Raw genomic sequence first — 18093 nt, forward strand, 5'->3', positions numbered from 1 at the left:
TAGGCGGAATGTGAACCGTCCTCGGCTCGGCGCGTGAGGCGTCCACGTCGGTGGTGGACGCCCCACGGTCGGCGAGCCACTGGGCCGGCGGGCGCGCCGCCGGCCCAGGCCGGTCAGCGGCCGATGAAGTCCGGCTTGCGCTTGGCCACGAACGCCGCCATGCCCTCGCGCCGGTCGTCGGTGGCGAAGAGCGCCGCGAAGAGCTGGCTCTCCCACGCCAGGCCGGAGTTGAGGTCCATGTCGAGGCCGCCGTCCACCGCGAGCTTCGCGGCGCGCAGGGCCTGCACCGGGCCGGTGAGGTACGGGCGCACCAGCTCGACCGCGGTGTCGTAGACCTCGGCGGCCGGGGCCACCCGGTCGGCCAGCCCGATCCGCAGCGCCTCCTGGGCGTCCACCATCCGGCCGGACATGATCAGGTCCTTGGCGCGGGCCGGGCCGACCAGGCGGGCCAGCCGCTGGGTGCCGCCCGCGCCGGGAATGATGCCGAGCTTGATCTCCGGCTGGCCGAGCTTCGCGTCCTCGGCGACGACCCGCCAGTCGCACGCCAGCGCCAGCTCGCAGCCGCCGCCCAGGGCGTAACCGGTGATCGCGGCGACGACCGGCTTCGGGATCCGGGCGATCGCGCCGAGCGCGCTGGACAGGTCGGCCGCCCGCTCCGCCATGTCCACGTAGGACATGTCAGCCATCTCCTTGATGTCCGCGCCGGCGGCGAAGACCTTCTCGCCGCCGTACACGATGACGGCGCGGACACCCGGGTCCGCGGTGGCCGCCGCTGCCGCGGCGCGCAACTCCTCCTGCACCTGGGTGTTCAGCGCGTTCATCGGCGGCCGCTCCAGCCGGATGGTGCCGATGCCGTCCTTGGTCTCCAGCCGCACGAACTCGCCCACGCTGGCCCTCACTTCCTCGTCGATGTCGCGAGCCAACCTTACGGCGAGGGTCGTTGGGGTCGGAACTGTCTTCGGGTGAGTGTGCATGAGCGTGTATGAGGTTGTATCAGTGATGTTATGGTCTTCGCGTGAATCTGACTGAGTGGGCGCGAGCGCAGGGGATTAATCCCCACACGGCGTATCGCTGGTTTCGTAACGGGACGCTTCCCGTGCCCGCTCAGCGTGTCGGGCCGCGCACGATTCTGGTGAACATCGAGGCCAACTCCACTGCGGAAGCTGTCGGTGGGTTGGGCTTGTATGCCCGTGTGTCCTCCCATGATCAGAGGTCTGACCTGGAGCGCCAGGTCGCCCGGTTGTCGACGTGGGCCGTGAAGGCCGGTCACCGCATCGTGCGTGTGGAGGCGGAGATCGGCTCCGGGATGGACGGCAGCCGCAGTAAGGCCCGTCGGCTCCTCGCCGATCCGGACGTGACCACGGTGGTGGTGGAGCACAAGGACCGCCTTGGGCGGATGAATGTGGAGCTGGTTGAGGCTACTTTGTCCGCGCATGGTCGCCGGCTGGTCGTCCTGGATGACGGTGAGGTTGCCGACGATCTGGTGCGGGACATGGTGGAGGTGTTGACCTCGTTCTGCGCTCGCCTGTACGGCCGCCGCTCGGCCCGTGACCGGGCGCGTAAGGCGTTGGAGGCCGCGCAGCATGGCTGACCTGCGGCCGATCGATGCGCCGTTCGTCGTGCTCGGCCCGTCTGGTGTCGCGATTCGCGACCGGCTCAAGGGCCTCACCGGCAAGGATGAGAAGGTTCTGCGGCTGGTCGGTGACCATCTCGGCACGCTTGCCGGGAAGGATCTCAAGGCCCGTTGCGGGTCCGGCCTCGACCACGACACGAACGCCTGGGCAGAGCGGAAACGCGCCCTGACGGCTGCGTCGTCCTCCCGCTGGGCCGGGTCGATCACGAAGGCCACGCACGACCAGTGGGCGCTGTCGCGCCGCGCCCAGCTCGCCCACATCCAAGGTCTCGAAGCCGGTATCAAGACGATCGCGCACCGACTGTCGCTGCCGCTCGGCGAGAAGGGCAGCAAACGGGCTCCGGGCGGTTACCGCGGCGCGCAGGAGTGGTTCACCAAGAGCCGGCGCCTGCATGTGCTCCTGGACCGACTTGAGCGTGAGCGGGGCGACCGCGCCACGGGCCGGGTCCGTGTCGTCCGGGGCGGGAAGCGGCTGCTACGCAACCGTCACCACCTCGACGCCGCACAGCTCACCGAAGCCGACTGGCGGCAGCGGTGGGAGGCCGAACGGCGGTTCCTCCAGGCCGACGGCGAGTCAGGGAAGCGGTACGGCAACGAGACGATCCGCGTCACCCCCGGCGGTGAGGTCTCCGTCAAACTCCCCGCCCCACTGGCACACCTGGCCAACGCGAAGCACGGCCGGTACGTGCTCGCCGCGACGGTGTCATTCCCGCACCGTGGCGATACCTGGCGCGACCGCATCACCGCCAACCGGGCGGTGGCGTACCGCATCCACGAAGACGTGGACCGGCGCCGCTGGTACCTGACCGCCTCGTGGACGATCCCTACGGCCCGGACCATGCCACTGACCGCCGCCAGGGTGAACGGGATCATCGGTGTGGACACCAACGCCGACCACCTCGCCGCCTGGCGCCTGGACGAGCACGGCAATCCCGTGGGTGAGCCACGCCGCTTCACCTACGACCTGTCAGGTAACATCGACCATCGTGACGCACAGGTGCGGCACGCCCTGATCCGGCTTCTACACTGGGCCAAGCGGCACGCGCTGAACATCGCGATCGAAGACCTCGACTTCACAGCGCAGAAAACGCGGGAGAAACACGGCCGCCGCAAACGGTTCCGCAAGCTCATCTCCGGCATGCCCGTAGCCAAGCTGCGGTCCCGGCTCGTCAGCATGGCAGCCGAGTTGGGCATCACTGTCGTCGCTGTCGATCCCGCCTACACCTCCAAATGGGGCGCCCAGCATTGGCAGCGCCCCCTGACCAGCACCAACCGCAAGACCACCTGTCACGACGCCGCCAGCGTCGCGATCGGACGACGCGCCCTCGGACACCCGATCCGACGACGGACGGCACCGCCCCGCAACGACCAGAGCGATCATCGCGGGCATCGGACCGCCCAGACCGGACCAGGCACCCGAGGACGTGAGGGAACCCGCCCCCACATTCCCGGACCACGGACACGATCCGAAGGCGCCGGACGCGCAGCGAACGCGGGAGACCAGCGCGCCCAACACCGTCCGGGGCACGCGACTGAGCCTGCGCAACCCATGCTCAGTCTCTAGGAACGGTAAGTAGTGTGGTGTCAGGCCCGCCCACCGGGAGTGCAGCCATGATCACTTACTACGACGACAGGTCGGTCCAGATCACGTCCGCCGCCGTCCGCGTGGACGGCCGCACGTTCCGGCTGGCCGACATCAGCATGGTCTGGCACCGGCGTGGCAGCCGGTCCTGGCGGGTGCTCGCCGGCCGGGGCGCGATCGGCGCGGCGCTGGCCGGCCCCCTGGTGGCCGCCGCGCTCGGCATCGCGCTGGCGCTCACGCTGGACCGCTCCCTCACCGTCACCGTCGCCATCGTCGGGGCCTCGGTGCTCGTCGGGCTCGCGGTCGGGCCGGTCGCCGACTTCCTCTTCGAGCACCTGGACCGCTCGTACGCGCGGGGCAGCCGGCAACTGGAGATCTGGGCGCGCTGGCGCGGCCAGCCGGTGCGGCTGCTGTGCACCGGCGACGCCCTGCGCTTCGGGCAGATCTACCGGGCGGTGCAGCGGGCGGTGGAGGCCGGCCAGCCGGTGACGCCCCGCCGTCACTAGAACTCGATCGGCTCGTCCGGCAGCATGCCGAGGTCGCGCAGCAGCCCGTAGAGGTCCTGCTCGCCCCAGAACTGCACGATCCGTCCCTCCGCCAGCCGGTACATCTTGCAGGCGCTCTGCACCGCGGTCGCGCCGGTGGCGTCGCGCCGGTAGGTCTGCGCCAGCGAGACCACGACGCGGTCGCCGGCGGCGAAGAGCGCGTGGGTCCGCTGGTCGAGCACGGTCAGCCCGGGCGACGCGACGGCCTGTTCGACGAAGTGCCGCCCCCGCACCTGCTGGCCGGAACCGTAGATCTGCACGTCCTCGGCGACCACCGCGCGCACCTCGGACAGGTCCTTGGTGACGAACGCCCGCAGGTAGCGGCGGACCGCCTCGACGTTGCGGTTCTCCTCGTTCCGGCGTTCCTCTTCGGTCATGTGCCCGTGCCCGCTCATACGCTCCGACGCTAGCCAATGGAGTCGCGCGGCATCGACCGCCGTCCACCTCGGCCGGTCGTAGACGCGGCGCAGCGGTTAGGCTTAGTGATGACCCTCTATTACCGGGACGACGCGGTGCAGGTGACGTCGGAGTCGATCCGGGCCGGAGGCCACGCCGTCGCGATCGCCGACGTGACGTACGTCTGGCACGCGCAGGGGCCGAAGACGCTGGCGGTACGCGGCCGGGTGCTGGGCCGGGGCATCCTGGTCCTGCTCCTCTCGCTGCCCCCGCTGGTCGCGGTGGTCTGCGTGCTCGCGCTGGCCTGGTCGGCGCAGGACCGGGGCGAGTGGCAGCTGGCCCTGGTCATCCTCGCCGCGTGCGTGGTCGGCGCGCTGGCCCTGACCCCGTTCCTGGAGATCCCGCTCGGCTGGCTCGACCGCTCCTACGAGCGGGGCAGCAAGGTGCACGAACTCTGGGTGCAGCACCACGGCCGCGAGGTGCTGCTGCTGCGCACGCCGGACGCGCTGCGGTTCGGGCAGATCTACCGGGCGGTCCAGCGCGCGGTCGAGCAGCACACGGAGGCCTGACCGGGGCGCTGCCGGGGCCTTGCCCTGGGCGCTGCCCCGGGGCCGCCTTGTGCCGCCCGGCGGTTCGGGCGCGGGCGACGCACACTTGGTGCCATGGTGATTCCCCTCCCCCGGCCCGCCGCGGTCGTCGGTCTGACCCGCTCCGCCCTCGACCAGGCTCTCGGCTCGGCGGCCTCGTTCGCCGCCGTGCCGGCCCGCGCGTTCGCCGTGCTGGACTCCGTGGAGGCGCTGCTGACCCGGATCAACGGGGTGGTGGAACGGATCGACGGCATGGTGGACCGGGTCGACGCCACGGTGGGCCGGATCGACGGCATGGTGGAGCGGGTCGAGCAGACCCTCGACCGGACCGACCAGGTGCTCGCCGACGCCGACGCCGCGGTGCGGGAGGTGCCCGCGATCAGCGCCGCCGCGACCGCCGCCATCGGGACGGCGACCGAGGTGGCCGCCGCCGCGTCCGTGGTGGTCGGGCAGGCCGAGTCGGTGGCCGGTCGGGCGGCCGGCGCCGTGGGCACCGCGGCGGAGGCGGCGGCCACCGCCGCCGAGCTGCTGACGGCGTACGAGCCGGCGTTGCGCCGGGCGGCGCCCATGGCGAACCGCTTCGTCGAGCAGCTCACCCACGAGGAGGTGACCGCCGCGATCCGGCTCGTCGACGAGCTGCCCAAGCTCAAGCAGCACCTGACGGCGGACATCCTGCCGATCCTGGCCACCCTGGACCGGGTCGGCCCGGACCTGCACGACCTGCTCGACGTCACCCGCGACCTGAAGCTCGCCGTCGCCGGCATCCCGGGGCTGGGCATGCTCCGCCGCCGCGGCGAGAAGCTCAGCGACGACGCGGAGGCGTGAGCGGCGGTGAGCGGCCCGGTCTAGCGCGGGGCGGGCACGGCCCCGTTCACGGGACCCGGTCGGCGCCGATCCGCCGGATGCGGTCGGTGCCCCACTCGCCCAGCGGCGCCAGGGCGGCGTTGAGGGAGATCCCGTGCTCGGTCAGGGAATACTCGACCTTCGGCGGCACCTCGCGGTACACCTCACGGTGCACGAGCCCGTCCTCCTCCATCTCACGCAGATGCTGGATCAGCATCTTCTCGCTGACGCCCGGCAGGCCGCGCCGGAGCTCGGCGAACCGGCGGGTCCCGTGGTGGTGCAACTCCCAGAGAATCAGCGACTTCCACTTGCCGCTGACGACGTCCATCGCGGCATCGATGCCGCAGATGTAGGGACCGCGTCGCGCCTTCGTTGCCATGCCGCCTCCCGCTGCACTTACCAAGAGGTAAGTACCTGACAAATTAGTCGGTACTGGCGCACTCTACCGGCTGCGGTGAGGATCTCCTCGTACCACGACTCGCGAGGGGGAGCCCCGAACATGACAACGAACGACGGCATCCAGGTGAGCGTTCTCGGGCTGGGCGCGATGGGCAGCGCGCTGGCCGCCGCGCTGCTGAAGGCCGGGCACGAGACGACGGTGTGGAACCGCTCGCCGGGCAGGGCGGACGACCTCGTCGCGCAGGGCGCGCGGGCCGCCACCACGGCGGGCGACGCCGTCCGGGCCAGCCGACTGGTGATCGTCTGCCTGCTGGACCACGCGTCCGTCCACGAGGTGCTCGACCCGCTCGCCGGCGACCTGGCCGGCCGGACCCTGGTCAACGTGACCACGACGTCACCGGACCAGTCCCGCGAGCTGGCCGCCTGGGCCGCCGACGCGGGGATCGCGTACCTCGACGGCGGGATCATGGCCGTACCTTCCATGATCGGGCAGCCCGGATCGTCGATCCTCTACAGCGGGTCGGCCGACGCCTTCCGCCAGTACCAGCCGCTGCTCGACGTGTGGGGCGACAGCACCTGGTTCGGCGAGGACCCCGGGCTGGCGTCCCTCTACGACCTCGCCCTGCTCGCGGGCATGTACGTCATGTTCGCCGGGTTCATGCACGGCGCCGCCATGGTCGCGCCGGCCGGCGTGACGGCGGCGAAGTTCGCCACCATGGCCGCGCCCTGGCTGACCGCCATGACCGGCGCCTTCCACGAGTTCGGCGCGGTCATCGACGGCGGGGACTACACCGTCGACGGACAGCAGAGCCTGGAGTTCTCCGACCTCGGCGACATCCTGGCGGCCAGCGCCGAGCAGGGCATCAGCACGGAGGTCGTCGCCACGGTCCAGCGGCTCCTGCACCGCCAGATCGAGGCGGGCCACGGGAAGGAGGGCTTCGCCCGCATCATCGAGAGCATCAAGCACCCGGCCTAGCGGAAACGGCCCGCTGCTGATTCAGCGAGAAGCAGCAGCGAAGGGGCGGCCGACGTTCCGGGGCCGGATCAGGCCGGGGTGTAGAGCTCCTCGATCTCGGCCCGGCTGGGCAGGGCCGAGGAGGCGCCGAGCCGGCGGGCGCAGGCCGCCCCGGCCGCCGCCGCCCAACGCACCGCGTCGACGAGATCCCGGCCCTCGCCCCAGGCGACCGCGAGGGCGGCGGTGAAGGCGTCCCCGGTCGCCGTGGAGTCCACCACGTCGACCTTGACCGCCGGCACGTGCACCGCCGTACCGTCCCGGTCGCCGTACCAGGCGCCCTGCGCGCCGAGCGTGAGCACCGCCCGGGGCACCAGATCGAGCAGGGCCGACGGGTCGTCCCGACCGCGCCCGGTCAGCGCCTGCGCCTCGGTCTCGTTGACCACCAGCAGATCCGTCGCCGCGAACAGCTCCGGGGGCACCGGCACCGCCGGCGCGGCGTTGAGCACCACCCGGCTGCCGGCCGCCCGGGCAGCGACCGCCGCCCGGGTCACCGTGCCGACCGGGATCTCCAGCTGGGCGAGCAGCACGTCCGCGGAGCGTACGGCCGCCAGCTCGGGCTCGGTGAGGTGGGTCATCGAGGCGTTCGCGCCGGGGGTGACGAGGATCGCGTTCTCGCCCTCGGCGTTGACCATCACCAGCGCCACCCCCGACATGCCGTACGTCGTGCGGAGCTGGTCGGTGTCAACGCCGGCGGCGGCGATCCGGGCCCGCAGGGTGACGCCGAACGCGTCGGAGCCGATCGCCCCGAGGAAGGCGCAGGAGGCGCCGGCGCGGGCCGCGGCGATGGCCTGGTTGGCGCCCTTGCCGCCGGGCACCATGACGAAGCCGGTGCCGAGCAGGGTCTCCCCCGGCCGGGGCAGGGCGGGGGCGGTGCCCACCAGGTCCATGTTGGCGCTGCCCACCACGACGACCCTGGTCTGCCGCACGCCGACCTCCTTCTGGCGCCTCAGGCGGCGCGGGCGGTGTACCGGTCGCCGGAGCGCTCGACCACCAGCGGCAGCCCGAAGGTCTTGGAGAGGTTGTCCCCGGTGAGGGTGTCACCGAGCAGCCCCTGGGCCACCACCTGGCCGTCGCGCAGCAGGAGCGCGTGGGTGAAGCCGGGCGGGATCTCCTCCACGTGGTGGGTCACCAGCACCAGCGCCGGGGCGTCCGGGTCGTACGCCAGCTCGGCCAGCCGGGCCACCAGGTCCTCCCGCCCGCCCAGGTCGAGCCCGGCGGCGGGCTCGTCGAGCAGCAGCAGCTCCGGGTCCGTCATCAGCGCGCGGGCGATCTGCACCCGCTTGCGCTCCCCCTCGGACAGCGTGCCGTAGGCGCGGTCGGCGAGGCCGCCGATGCCGAGCTGGCTCAGCAGCGCGCGGGCGCGGGCCTCGTCGCCGCTGTCGTAGCTCTCCCGCCAGCGCCCCAGCACCGACCAGGCGGCCGTCACGACCACGTCGCTGACCCGCTCGTCGGCGGGCACCCGCTCGGCGAGCGCGGCGGTGGAGAGCCCGATGCGGGTGCGCAGCTCGTTGACGTCGGTGCGGCCGATGCGCTCGCCGAGCACGTGGGCGGTGCCGGTGGTCGGGTGCAGCCGTCCGGCGGCGAGGTTGAGCAGTGTCGTCTTCCCGGCGCCGTTCGGGCCGAGCACCACCCATCGCTCGTCCAGCTCGACCCGCCAGTCCAGGTCGTGCAGCAGCGCCGTGCCGGACCGGCGTACGCCGACGCCGTCGAGGCTGACCACCAGATCCGCGTCCACGGGCGCGGGCGCGGCTGCGGCGCCGCCGGCGCCGGGGATCAGGTCACCAGTCACCCGACCATCCAACCACGCAGCGCCGCGGCGCCCCCCACGGGCGGCGCCCCGGTCGTAGGGTGAGGCGCCGTGTCGTTGGTCACCACACTCGAAGGACGGTCCATGCCCGGTCGGAACACGGAGCCGCGCCGGTGAGCGCGGTCATCGAGATCGAGGGTCTGCACAAGACCTTCCGCAGCCTGCGGCAGGGGCGCCGGGTGGCGGTCGACGGTTTCGACCTGCTGGTGGAGTCCGGCCAGATCCACGGCTTCCTCGGCCCCAACGGGTCGGGCAAGACCACCACGCTGCGCGCCCTGCTCGGGCTGGTACGCGCCGACGCCGGCCGGATGACGGTGCTGGGGCGGACCTCGCCGGAGCAGCTGCCCCAGGTGGCCGGGCGGGTCGGGGCGATCGTGGAGAGCCCGCAGTTCTTCGGCAACTTCACCGGGCACCGCACCCTGCGTCTGCTCGCCCGGGCCGGCGGCGTGCCGGTCGCCCGGGTCGACGAGGTGCTGGAGCAGGTGGGCCTGCGGGACCGGGGCGACGAGCGGGTCAAGGGCTACTCGCTGGGCATGAAGCAGCGCCTGGCGGTGGCCTCTGCCCTGCTCAAGGACCCGGAGCTGCTGATCCTCGACGAGCCGGCGAACGGGCTGGACCCGGCCGGCATCCGGGAGATGCGGGACCTGATGCGCTCGCTGGCCGAGGCCGGCGTGACCGTGCTGGTCTCCAGCCACATCCTGGCCGAGATCCAGCTGATCTGCGACCACGTGACGATCATCTCGCGGGGCCGGCGGGTGGCCGCCGGGCGGGTCGACGAAGTGCTGGCCGGGTTCGACCGGCACGAGCTGCTGGTGCGGGTGGACGACCCGGAGCGGGCCGCCGAGTTGCTGGCGGCGGCGGGGCTGGCGGTGACCGGGCACGACGACCACCTGGTGGTGGGCGACGTGGACGACGCCACCACGGTCAGTCGCACGCTGGGCGAGGCGGGCCTGTGGGTACGCGAGCTGACCCCGCTGCGGCCCGACCTGGAGAGCGTCTTCCTCGAACTGACCGGCACGGCGGCGCACCCGACGGTTCCCCGTCAGGTGGACGACTCGGTGCTGCCCGACCATGGGCCCCGGGAACCGGTGATCGACCTCGACGCGAGCGGAGTGGACGCGTGAACCTGGTCCGTGCCGAGCTGGAGCGCCTGGGTGCCCGGCGCTTCGTGCAGCTCATGGTCGTCCTGCTGGTGCTCGCGTTCGGCGTCACCGCGGCGACCACCCTCGCCGGATCCCACCGGCCCACCGCCCAGGAGATCCTCGACGCCGAGCAGCAGGCCGCCGCGGCACGCAGCGAGCTGGAGCGCACCCACCAGCTCTGCCTGGACCGGCAGCGCGGCGTCATCCGGGTTGACGAGGTGCAGGAGTACGTCCCGGACGACTGCAGCGAGGTCGACCCGGCCCAGATGGAGCGGGCCCCGGTGGCCGCCGACTTCCTGACGGGGGTGTTCACCTTCGCCGAGGAGGCCCGGCCGCTGCTCTACTTCCTCGTCGCCTTCCTGGTGCTCTTCGGCTTCCTGGTCGGCGCCTCCTACATCGGCGCCGACCTGAACTCCGGCGGGGTGGTCAACCTGCTGCTCTGGCGGCCCCGGCGGCTGACGGTGCTCGGTGCCAAGCTGGGGACGCTGCTCGGCGCGACGGCGCTGCTGTCGCTGGTCGCCTCGGTGGCGTACCTCGGGGCGTTCTGGCTGATCGCCCAGCTCGCCGGCCGGCCCGGGCGGCTCGACGGGGAGTTCTGGCGGTCGCTGGGCGCGACGTGGGGGCGCGGCATGCTGCTGGTGCTGCTGGTCACCGCGATGGGGTTCGCCATCGCCACCCTGGGCCGGCACACGTCCGCGGCGCTCGGCGCGATCGCCGGCTACCTCGTGGTGTGGGAGCTGGGGGCCCGGCTGGTGATGGAGATCCTGGACGTCGTCCGGGTGGACCGGTACGTGCTCTCCAGCTACGTGGCCGCCTGGCTGAACGGCAAGGTCGAGTTCTGGGACCTGCGGGCCTGCCCGGACGGGCTGACCATGTCCTGCAGCGGCTACTGGTCGCTGACCTGGCAGCCGTCGCTCATCCTGCTGCTCGGGCTGACGGGGGTGCTGACCGCGGCGGCGTTCGCCGTGTTCCGCCGACGCGATCTGATGTGACCTGATGTGACCTGCGGTGTCATCCGGCCCCGGCGCGGCAAGACCTTGCAGCACCGGGGCCGATGATGAAATATTCCTTCACATGACGCGCGGCCAACCCCGCCGCTCCGGGCCGCCGGCGCCCGCCGAGCACCTTCGGGCGACGCCCGCCGAGCAGGTCCGGGCGACGCCCGCCGTGCAGGTCCGGGCGACGCCCGCCGTGCAGGTCGGGGCGACGCCGGGCGGGCACCGGCCGGCTCCCCCCGGGCCGGCCGGCACGACGGCGCGTGGGCGGCGGCGGTCAGCCGATCGTCGAGCCGAAGACCTCGTCGCGGACCGCGTCCAGGGCCGTGCGCAGCGCGCCGCGCAGGATCGGCTCCTCGGTCAGGCCGGTGGGCACCACCCGGGGCCGGACCAGGGTGATCGCCGCGACCTCGTGCTGCACCCGCTCCGCCAGCGCCGCCCCGCCGGCCTGGCCGACCTCACCGGCGAGCACCACCAGCGGCGGGTCCAGCACCACGCAGGTGCTCGCCACGCCGAGCGCCAGCCGGCGGGCCACCTCGTCGAGCATCGGGCCGCCGGCCGTGCCGTCGGCGACCGCGGCCCGCACTGCGGACGCCCCGCTGTCGTCCGGGTAGCCGTGCGCCCGGGCCAGCTCGCGGACCGCCTCCGCGCCGATCAGCTGCTGGAACGCGGGCTTCGCCCGGCGGGAGACATCGCGCGGGATGGGCGCCCCGGGCACCGGCAGGTAACCGATCTCGCCCGCGGCGCCGCTGCTGCCGTGGTGCAGCCGGCCGCCCAGCACGATCGCCAGGCCGACGCCCGCGCCGACCCAGACCAGGACGAAGTCCGTCAGCCCCCGCGCGGCGCCCGACTGCGCCTCGGCGACCGCCGCCAGGTTGACGTCGTTCTCGAAGACCACCGGGGTGTGCAGGTCCTCCCGGAGCGCGGCGAGCAGACCGCTGTGCCAGCGCGGCAGGTTGAAGGCGAAGGTGATGTCGCCGGTGCCCGGGTCGACCAGGCCGGGGGTGCCCAGCACGATCCGCCGTACGCTCGACAGCTGCGCCCCGGCGCTGCTCGCGGCCTGGACCACCGCGTTGTGCACGACCCCGACCGGGTCGTCGGTGTCCCGGGTCGACTGCTCGACGCGGCCGATCACGGCGCCGGTGATGTCCGCGCACGCGGCGACCACCCGGTCGGCGCCGACGTCCACGCCGACCACGTGCGCGCTGCCCGGCCGCACGGCGTAGAGCTGGGCGTTCGGTCCCCGCCCGCCGGCCTGCTCGCCGACCCGGGTGACCAGCCCCCGCTCCTCCAGCCGCTCGACCAGCTGGGAGGCGGTGACCTTGGACAGCCCGGTCAGCTCGCCGAGCCGGGCCCGGGTCAGCGGCCCCTGCTCCAGCAGCAGCTCCAGCGCGGCGCGGTCGTTGAGCGCCCGCAACAGGCGGGGGGTGCCGGGCAGCCGGGTCGAACTCATGCCACGTCCTCTAGTTTTGTTAAACCTTGCTAACTGTAAACGGACCTGCAAACGGGTAGCCGTAGCGTATCGGCCGCCCGGGACTGGGGCGCTCGGCCGACCCGGTACGTCGCCGACCGCCGCCGGTACGACATCCGTGCCCTCGGGCACCGAAAGGGGAAGATCACGTGGGGCTCGATCCAGGACTGCGCCGGCTCGCGCTCGGCACGCTGCTCGCCGCGTACCCGGGGCCGGTCCCGCCGGACTGGGCGGTCGACCTGGTGGCCGAGGGGCTCGCCGGGCACACCCTGTTCGGCACCAACGTCCACGACCCGGGGCAGCTGGCGGCGAGCACCGCCGCCCTGCGCGTGGGCCGGCCGGACGTGCTGATCGCGATCGACGAGGAGGGCGGTGACGTCACCCGGCTGGCACACGCCACCGGCAGCCCGTACCCGGGCAACGCCGCGCTCGGCGCGATCGACGACGTGGCGCTGACCCGCCGGGTCTACGAGGCCATCGGCGCGGAGCTGGCGGGCCTCGGCATCACCGTCGACCTCGCGCCGACCGTGGACGTCAACACCGCCGACGAGAACCCGGTCATCGGCACCCGCTCGTTCGGCGCCGACCCGGTGCGGGTCGCCGCGCACTCCGCCGCGGCGGTCGCCGGCCTCCAGGCCGCCGGAGTGGCCGCCTGCGCCAAGCACTTCCCGGGGCACGGCGCGACGGTCGCCGACTCCCACTACGAACTGCCCACCGTGGACGTGCCGCTCGACGTGCTCCGCGAGCGCGACCTGCCGCCCTTCGCCGCGGTCGTGGCGGCCGGCGCGCAGGCCGTGATGACCGCGCACATCCGGGTGCCGGCGCTGACCGGCGACGGCCCCGCCACGTTCAGCCGGGCGGTCCTGGTCGACCTGCTGCGCGGCGAGTACGGCTTCACCGGCGCCGTCATCACCGACGCGCTGGAGATGAAGGGCGCCGCCGTGGCCGCCGGCGGGGTGGGCCCCGCCGCCGTACGGGCCCTCGCCGCGGGCGCCGACCTGCTCTGCATCGGCGCCAAGGTCGACGCCGAGCTGGTCGAGCGGGTGGTCACGGAGATCGTCGGCGCGCTCGCCGACGGCCGGCTGGACCGGGCCCGGGTCGAGGAGGCGGCCGGCCGCGTCGCGACGCTCGCCGCGTGGACCCGGGTCACCGGCGCGACCTCGGCCGCGTCCACCGAACTCGGGTACGCCGCGGCACGGCGGGCCGTCCGGGTGGAGGGGGCGCTGTCCGGCCTCGACCGCCCGCTGGTCGTGCAGCTGCACGCCGCCTCGACCATCGCCGAGGGACGGGTGCCGTGGGGCCTCGGCCCGCACCTCGACGGCGTGGAGGAGCTGCGCGTGGTCGCCGCCGAGACCGAGCCGGCGGCCCTGCGCCGGCTCGCCGGGGACCGGCCGATCGTGCTGGTCGGTCGCCACCTGCACCGCCTGCCGGGCGGGCCCGAGCTGATCGCCGCGCTGGCCGCCGCGCACCCGGTGACCGTGGTCGAGATGGGCTGGCCGGCCCAGTGGCGGCCGGCGGGCGTACGGGCGTTCGTCACCACGTACGGCGCGAGCCACGCCAACGGCCGGGCGGCGGCCGAGGTGCTCGGCCTGGCCGGCTGACGCGGGCGGCGGCACCCCGGGCCCCGGCCGGCGGCCTGCCGGCGCGGGCTCGGGGTGTCGCCCTCGGAATGACCGACCCCTGGCACCGGGCCACCCACTCTTGAACGCGTTCAAAGACTGCCCTACGCTCATGGCAACAAACTTGAACACGTTCAAGAAGGGCGTCGGCGATGGACACCAAGGTCTGGATGTACCTGGTCTACCTGGCGGTCAGCATCGGCCTGACCGTGTGGGTGGCCCGGGCGCTCTCCCGCAACGGGCTGGTCTTCCTCGAGGAGGTGTTCGCCGACGAGCGACTGGCCCGGGCGGTGAACAGCCTGCTCGTGGTCGGCTTCTACCTGCTCAACCTCGGCTACGTCACGGTGGCGATGAAGCACCCCGACCCGGTCGGGTCCACCGCCCAGGCCATGGAGGAGCTCTCCCTCAAGATCGGCCTGGTGCTGCTGGTGCTGGGCGCGCTGCACTTCTTCAACGTCTTCGCGCTCGGCCGGTACCGCCGGGGCCGGCTGCGCCAGCTCGCCACCCATCCGCCGCTCGCCCCGGTCGGCCGGCTGCCGATGCAGCCCGCACCCCCCAGGCCCCACCCGGCCGCCGCGACCGGCCCGTACCCCGGCAACCCGCAGCCCGGCATCCTCCACCCCGGCAACCCGCAGCCCGTCGGCCCACGCCAGCCCGTCGGCACGCAGCAGCCCGCCGGCCCGACCGACCCCGGGCCGGAGGCCGGCCCCGGCACGCCGCCGGCCCGATGACCGTCCCGGCCGGCGGCCGAACGGGCGGGGCCCCGGACGCCACCGCGCACGGGGGCGGTGGCGTCCGGCGGTTCACCGTCCTCTACGACGCGCACTGCCCGCTCTGCCGCGCCGCCCGCCGCTGGCTGGCGTCCCGCGCCCAGCTCGTACCCCTGGAGTTCGTGCCGGCCGGCTCCGCCGAGGCCCGGCGGCGCTTTCCCGAGCTGGACCCCGACGCGACGCTGCGCGACCTCACCGTGGTCGCGGACACCGGCGAGGTGTACGCGGGCGACGGCGCCTGGTTCGCCTGCCTGTGGGCGCTGGCCGACCACCGGGGCACCGCCGAGCGGCTGGCGCGCCCGCACCTGCTGCCGCTCGCCCGCCGGATCGTCGCCACCGCCTCGGCGGTACGCGAGCGCGTCCGCGACCCGTGGGCGGGGCCGGTCGACGACCCGGCGGGATACGGTGACCCCGATGACCGAGCAGACTGCGCCGACGACCGCTGCGGGTGAGCCGGCCACCGCCCGGGGCGAGCAGACGCGGCAGCTCATCCTGGACACGGCGATGCGGCTGTTCCAGGAGCGGGGGTACGCCCGGACCACCATGCGCGCCATCGCCCAGGAGGCCGGGGTGGCGGTGGGCAACGCCTACTACTACTTCGGCTCCAAGGACCACCTGATCCAGGAGTTCTACGCCCGCGCCCAACTCCAGCACCGGGCGGCGGCGCAGCCGGTGCTCGACCGGGAGTCCGACTTCGCCGCCCGGCTCGCCGGGGTGCTGCACGCCGGCATCGACGTGCTCACCCCCTCGCACGACTTCGCGGCGAGCTTCTTCAAGACGGCGGCGGAGCCGACGTCACCGCTCAGCCCGTTCTCCGCCGAGTCGTCCGCGCCCAGGCGGGCGGCCGTCGACCTCTTCGCCGAGGTCCTCGACGGCTCGACCGCGAAGGTGGACGCCGAGCTGCGCCCCCACCTGCCCGAGCTGCTGTGGCTCGCGTACATGGGGGTGGTCCTCTACTGGGTCCACGACCGGTCCCCGCAGCAGGCCAAGACCCGGCGGCTCATCGACGGCGCGGTGCCGTTGGTCGACCGGCTGGTGGGGCTGTCCCGGTTGCGGGTGCTGCGCCCGGTCACCCGGCAGGTGCTCGACCTCATTCGCACGCTGCGTCACTGACCTGCCGCGCCGCCTCGGCACGCTCCGCCCCAGGTCAAGTCCGCTTCTGGACAGTTCCAACCGCCCATCGGCACCTTGCCGAACAGCCCATAAATACGTAGCGTAATCAGCACACACGGCGACCGGCTCCGCAACGCCCGTCACGGGCACGGGGACCTGGGGGAGGCTGCGGGCCGTGGATCCGGCCCGGGATCCACGGTCCGCGCCCCGCCCTCACCGCCGGCTCAGGGCGGGTACACCCCGAACGACCGCCAGCCCCGGTCGGGGAAGCCGGCCGCCTCGGCGACCCGCGCGGAGGCCGCGTTGGCGCGGTCGTGCAGGTAGGTCGGGACGGCCCCCTCGTCGAGCACCCGGCGGGCCGCCTGCGCGACCAGCCGCCGGGCCAGCCCCCGCCCCCGCGCCGCCGGCACCGTCCCCACCGCCAGCTCGTGGCCGTACGCGTCGTGCCGCTTCACCCCCACCCCGGACAGGTACCGGCCACGCTCGTCGCGCACCACCAGCACGGGCCGGTCGAAGAGCCGGAGCCAGGACGGCAACCCCGGCGAGGCCGGGGACACCCACTCCCCCACGTCGGGCAGCGGGGCCGGGGCCACGCTCCACCGGAACACGTCGTCGTGGACCGCCCAGCCGGGCTGGCCGACCGCCGCGGGCAGCCCGGGCAGGAACCGCCCGGCCCGCCGGCCGGCCAGCTCGCGGACCGCGTCCACCCGGTCCGGCGGTACGGAGAGCACGGTGCCCGCCCCGGCCGCGACCGCGATCGCCGGCCGAAGCCGACCGTCCCAGGCCGGTCGGGCCCGCCGGTGCGAACCGACCACGTGCAGCGCCGGGCCCGCCGGCCACTGGCCCAGCCAGGTCGTCAGGTGCAGGTGGAGCCGCCGGTCGAGCATCGAGTCACCTCCCCCGCGGTCGACCCACGGCAGCCGCCCGCGCGGACGCCGCCGGGGTCGCTCGCCGCGCTCGGCCGGAGCGTGGTCCGCGCCCCGGCCCGTCCGCCGATCACCGTACGCCGAACGGTTGCCGCCCGGCGCACCGTTTCGATCAACGGGCCCGCCCGCCTCCTCGCCGGGCTTCGCGCCCCCAGGCGCACCGACGTCGGTTCAAGCGCACGGCGGGCGGGTACAGGTGCAGGACGTCATCGATGGCCGCCGCCCCGAGATCCGGCGCGGTGAGGGGAACCCGAGACATCGATCGAGCGTCATATTCATTTCCATACATGTACAACTTTCTTTGGGACGGTAATGGTCATGCCGAATCAGCCGAATGACCGGTACCAGCAGGAGACCGACCGGCTCTGGCGCGAGCCCGGGACCGCCGGACGGTTTCCCGCGCAGCCGCCGTACCGGGGCAACCGCGGCGCCACCCGGACCGAGGCGCTCTCCTGGGGAGAGCTGAACAAGCTGCCGGCCGGCACGTCCACCCGCCGCAACCTCAACCCGCGCTGACCCGCGCCGCCCCGCCGGGGGCGACGACACACCCGGGGCGGTCCAGCGGCGGCTTTCGCACACCTGTCGGGTAATTTCTTGTGGTCCGCAACCCCGACCCACGACAGGAGAAGCACCGCGCATGGGCAAGAAGACGATCCACGTCTCCGACTTCACCGGCACGGTCATCCAGCCCCACGACGAGGTGGTCCGCGTCGTCGTCCTGGAACACCCTGACCTGGTGGCCGGGCCCGTGCAACTGGACGCCACCCCGGTCGAGGTGGAGAGCATCGACGACGCCGCGCTCGACGTCGCGGTGGTCGAGATCCACGACCGGCACGGCGGCGACGAGCCCCGGCGGGTGGTGCTGACGGCGAGCGAGTTCGACGCCATGGCGACCGACGTCCCGATGGCGCAGCTGCTGCGGACCGCCGAGCGGGTCCGCCCGCCGAAGGCCCGCAAGAGCGCCGAGAAGGTCGACTACGGCACGATCGAGCACGCCGGCAAGCCGCACCGGGGCCGGGTCACCGAGGAGGAGGCCCGGCTGGTGCGCGAACAGCTCGACGAGGTCAACAAACGCCTCGCCGACGCCGGGATCCGCCAGGTCGACCCCGCCGACCCGGAGCACGCCGCCCGGTACGGCTTCCCCACCGCCTCCTGAGTCGCCGCGGCGGCAACCGACGGGTCCGGCGCGCCGCCGGACCCGGCACGTCGCCGCCGAGGCGCCAAGGACGCTCGTCGCGGCGGCCCCCGAC

Annotated in this window: 21 protein-coding genes; 14 read left to right on the forward strand and 7 right to left on the reverse strand. The window is 73.7% G+C overall.

The window, feature by feature from the left end:
* Positions 1-113 precede the first annotated feature (113 nt).
* On the reverse strand, positions 114-887 hold the full coding sequence (locus ABZ793_RS08065) for an enoyl-CoA hydratase-related protein (protein ID WP_357453664.1): 774 nt from the start codon (positions 885-887) through the stop codon (positions 114-116).
* A 128-nt stretch (positions 888-1015) separates the two neighbouring features.
* On the opposite strand from ABZ793_RS08065, the gene ABZ793_RS08070 reads away from it, so the two are divergent.
* The 3 genes from ABZ793_RS08070 to ABZ793_RS08080 are packed head-to-tail and all read left to right on the forward strand — an operon-like array spanning position 1016 to position 3721.
* The gene (locus tag ABZ793_RS08070) at positions 1016-1591 is read left to right on the forward strand and encodes an IS607 family transposase (protein WP_357453667.1); all 576 of its coding nucleotides are present in this window, start codon (positions 1016-1018) and stop codon (positions 1589-1591) included.
* On the forward strand, positions 1584-3197 hold the full coding sequence (locus ABZ793_RS08075) for an IS200/IS605 family accessory protein TnpB-related protein (protein ID WP_357453670.1): 1614 nt from the start codon (positions 1584-1586) through the stop codon (positions 3195-3197). The genes ABZ793_RS08070 and ABZ793_RS08075 overlap by 8 nt, the downstream gene beginning before the upstream one ends.
* 47 nt (positions 3198-3244) lie before the next feature.
* Positions 3245-3721, forward strand: a complete 477-nt coding sequence (locus ABZ793_RS08080; protein ID WP_357453672.1) for a DUF6232 family protein — start codon at positions 3245-3247, stop codon at positions 3719-3721.
* On the opposite strand, the gene ABZ793_RS08085 is transcribed toward ABZ793_RS08080, so the two are convergent.
* Positions 3718-4155 carry a nuclear transport factor 2 family protein gene (locus tag ABZ793_RS08085; RefSeq protein WP_357453675.1) on the reverse strand — a complete coding sequence of 146 codons (438 nt, stop codon included), beginning with the start codon at positions 4153-4155 and terminating at the stop codon, positions 3718-3720. The two genes, ABZ793_RS08080 and ABZ793_RS08085, sit on opposite strands and share 4 nt — an antisense overlap.
* Before the next feature lie 90 nt (positions 4156-4245).
* On the opposite strand from ABZ793_RS08085, the gene ABZ793_RS08090 reads away from it, so the two are divergent.
* Both ABZ793_RS08090 and ABZ793_RS08095 read left to right on the forward strand, forming a co-directional pair.
* Entirely contained in the window at positions 4246-4725 is a 480-nt protein-coding gene (locus ABZ793_RS08090; RefSeq protein WP_357453678.1) for a DUF6232 family protein, read from the forward strand.
* A 93-nt stretch (positions 4726-4818) separates the two neighbouring features.
* Positions 4819-5568 carry a hypothetical protein gene (locus ABZ793_RS08095; protein ID WP_357453681.1) on the forward strand — a complete coding sequence of 250 codons (750 nt, stop codon included), beginning with the start codon at positions 4819-4821 and terminating at the stop codon, positions 5566-5568.
* Positions 5569-5614: 46 nt separating this feature from the next.
* Here ABZ793_RS08095 and ABZ793_RS08100 read toward each other — a convergent pair whose 3' ends face one another.
* Positions 5615-5965 carry a helix-turn-helix domain-containing protein gene (locus tag ABZ793_RS08100; RefSeq protein ID WP_357453684.1) on the reverse strand — a complete coding sequence of 117 codons (351 nt, stop codon included), beginning with the start codon at positions 5963-5965 and terminating at the stop codon, positions 5615-5617.
* Positions 5966-6085: 120 nt separating this feature from the next.
* On the opposite strand from ABZ793_RS08100, the gene ABZ793_RS08105 reads away from it, so the two are divergent.
* Positions 6086-6961, forward strand: a complete 876-nt coding sequence (locus ABZ793_RS08105; RefSeq protein WP_357453687.1) for an NAD(P)-binding domain-containing protein — start codon at positions 6086-6088, stop codon at positions 6959-6961.
* Between the two features lie 68 nt (positions 6962-7029).
* Here ABZ793_RS08105 and ABZ793_RS08110 read toward each other — a convergent pair whose 3' ends face one another.
* A complete protein-coding gene (locus tag ABZ793_RS08110; RefSeq protein ID WP_357453690.1) occupies positions 7030-7926 on the reverse strand; it encodes a ribokinase in 897 nt (298 codons plus the stop codon).
* 20 nt (positions 7927-7946) lie between these two features.
* Positions 7947-8789 (reverse strand): ABC transporter ATP-binding protein, encoded by an 843-nt coding sequence (locus ABZ793_RS08115; RefSeq protein ID WP_350704664.1) that lies wholly within the window; start codon positions 8787-8789, stop codon positions 7947-7949.
* A gap of 131 nt (positions 8790-8920) precedes the next feature.
* Here ABZ793_RS08115 and ABZ793_RS08120 point away from each other — a divergent pair, with 131 nt between their 5' ends.
* Positions 8921-9931, forward strand: a complete 1011-nt coding sequence (locus ABZ793_RS08120) for an ATP-binding cassette domain-containing protein (RefSeq protein ID WP_357453694.1) — start codon at positions 8921-8923, stop codon at positions 9929-9931.
* On the forward strand, positions 9928-10941 hold the full coding sequence (locus ABZ793_RS08125; RefSeq protein WP_357453697.1) for an ABC transporter permease subunit: 1014 nt from the start codon (positions 9928-9930) through the stop codon (positions 10939-10941). The genes ABZ793_RS08120 and ABZ793_RS08125 overlap by 4 nt, the downstream gene beginning before the upstream one ends.
* Positions 10942-11221: 280 nt before the next feature.
* Here ABZ793_RS08125 and ABZ793_RS08130 read toward each other — a convergent pair whose 3' ends face one another.
* Complete coding sequence (locus ABZ793_RS08130; RefSeq protein ID WP_357453700.1) at positions 11222-12397, reverse strand: ROK family transcriptional regulator; 1176 nt, start codon at positions 12395-12397, stop codon at positions 11222-11224.
* Between the two features lie 167 nt (positions 12398-12564).
* Here ABZ793_RS08130 and ABZ793_RS08135 point away from each other — a divergent pair, with 167 nt between their 5' ends.
* The 4 genes from ABZ793_RS08135 to ABZ793_RS08150 all read left to right on the forward strand — a co-directional run bounded on the left by ABZ793_RS08135 (position 12565) and on the right by ABZ793_RS08150 (position 15917).
* On the forward strand, positions 12565-14016 hold the full coding sequence (locus ABZ793_RS08135) for a glycoside hydrolase family 3 N-terminal domain-containing protein (protein ID WP_357453703.1): 1452 nt from the start codon (positions 12565-12567) through the stop codon (positions 14014-14016).
* Between the two features lie 170 nt (positions 14017-14186).
* A complete protein-coding gene (locus ABZ793_RS08140) occupies positions 14187-14765 on the forward strand; it encodes a hypothetical protein (RefSeq protein ID WP_357453706.1) in 579 nt (192 codons plus the stop codon).
* Complete coding sequence (locus tag ABZ793_RS08145; protein ID WP_357453709.1) at positions 14762-15256, forward strand: DCC1-like thiol-disulfide oxidoreductase family protein; 495 nt, start codon at positions 14762-14764, stop codon at positions 15254-15256. The genes ABZ793_RS08140 and ABZ793_RS08145 overlap by 4 nt, the downstream gene beginning before the upstream one ends.
* The gene (locus tag ABZ793_RS08150) at positions 15219-15917 is read left to right on the forward strand and encodes a TetR family transcriptional regulator (protein WP_357453712.1); all 699 of its coding nucleotides are present in this window, start codon (positions 15219-15221) and stop codon (positions 15915-15917) included. Before ABZ793_RS08145 ends, ABZ793_RS08150 begins: the two co-directional genes overlap by 38 nt.
* Before the next feature lie 224 nt (positions 15918-16141).
* Here the strand turns inward: ABZ793_RS08150 and ABZ793_RS08155 are convergent, their stop codons facing one another.
* Complete coding sequence (locus tag ABZ793_RS08155) at positions 16142-16804, reverse strand: GNAT family N-acetyltransferase (RefSeq protein ID WP_357453715.1); 663 nt, start codon at positions 16802-16804, stop codon at positions 16142-16144.
* A gap of 357 nt (positions 16805-17161) precedes the next feature.
* Here ABZ793_RS08155 and ABZ793_RS08160 point away from each other — a divergent pair, with 357 nt between their 5' ends.
* Together ABZ793_RS08160 and ABZ793_RS08165 are read left to right on the forward strand one after the other, a co-directional pair.
* Entirely contained in the window at positions 17162-17359 is a 198-nt protein-coding gene (locus tag ABZ793_RS08160) for a DNA repair protein (RefSeq protein ID WP_357453719.1), read from the forward strand.
* A 121-nt stretch (positions 17360-17480) separates the two neighbouring features.
* The gene (locus ABZ793_RS08165) at positions 17481-17999 is read left to right on the forward strand and encodes a hypothetical protein (protein ID WP_357453722.1); all 519 of its coding nucleotides are present in this window, start codon (positions 17481-17483) and stop codon (positions 17997-17999) included.
* The last annotated feature ends 94 nt before the right edge of the window (positions 18000-18093 follow it).

Origin of the sequence: Micromonospora sp. NPDC047465, assembly GCF_040643125.1 — a bacterium.
Lineage (GTDB): Bacteria > Actinomycetota > Actinomycetes > Mycobacteriales > Micromonosporaceae > Micromonospora.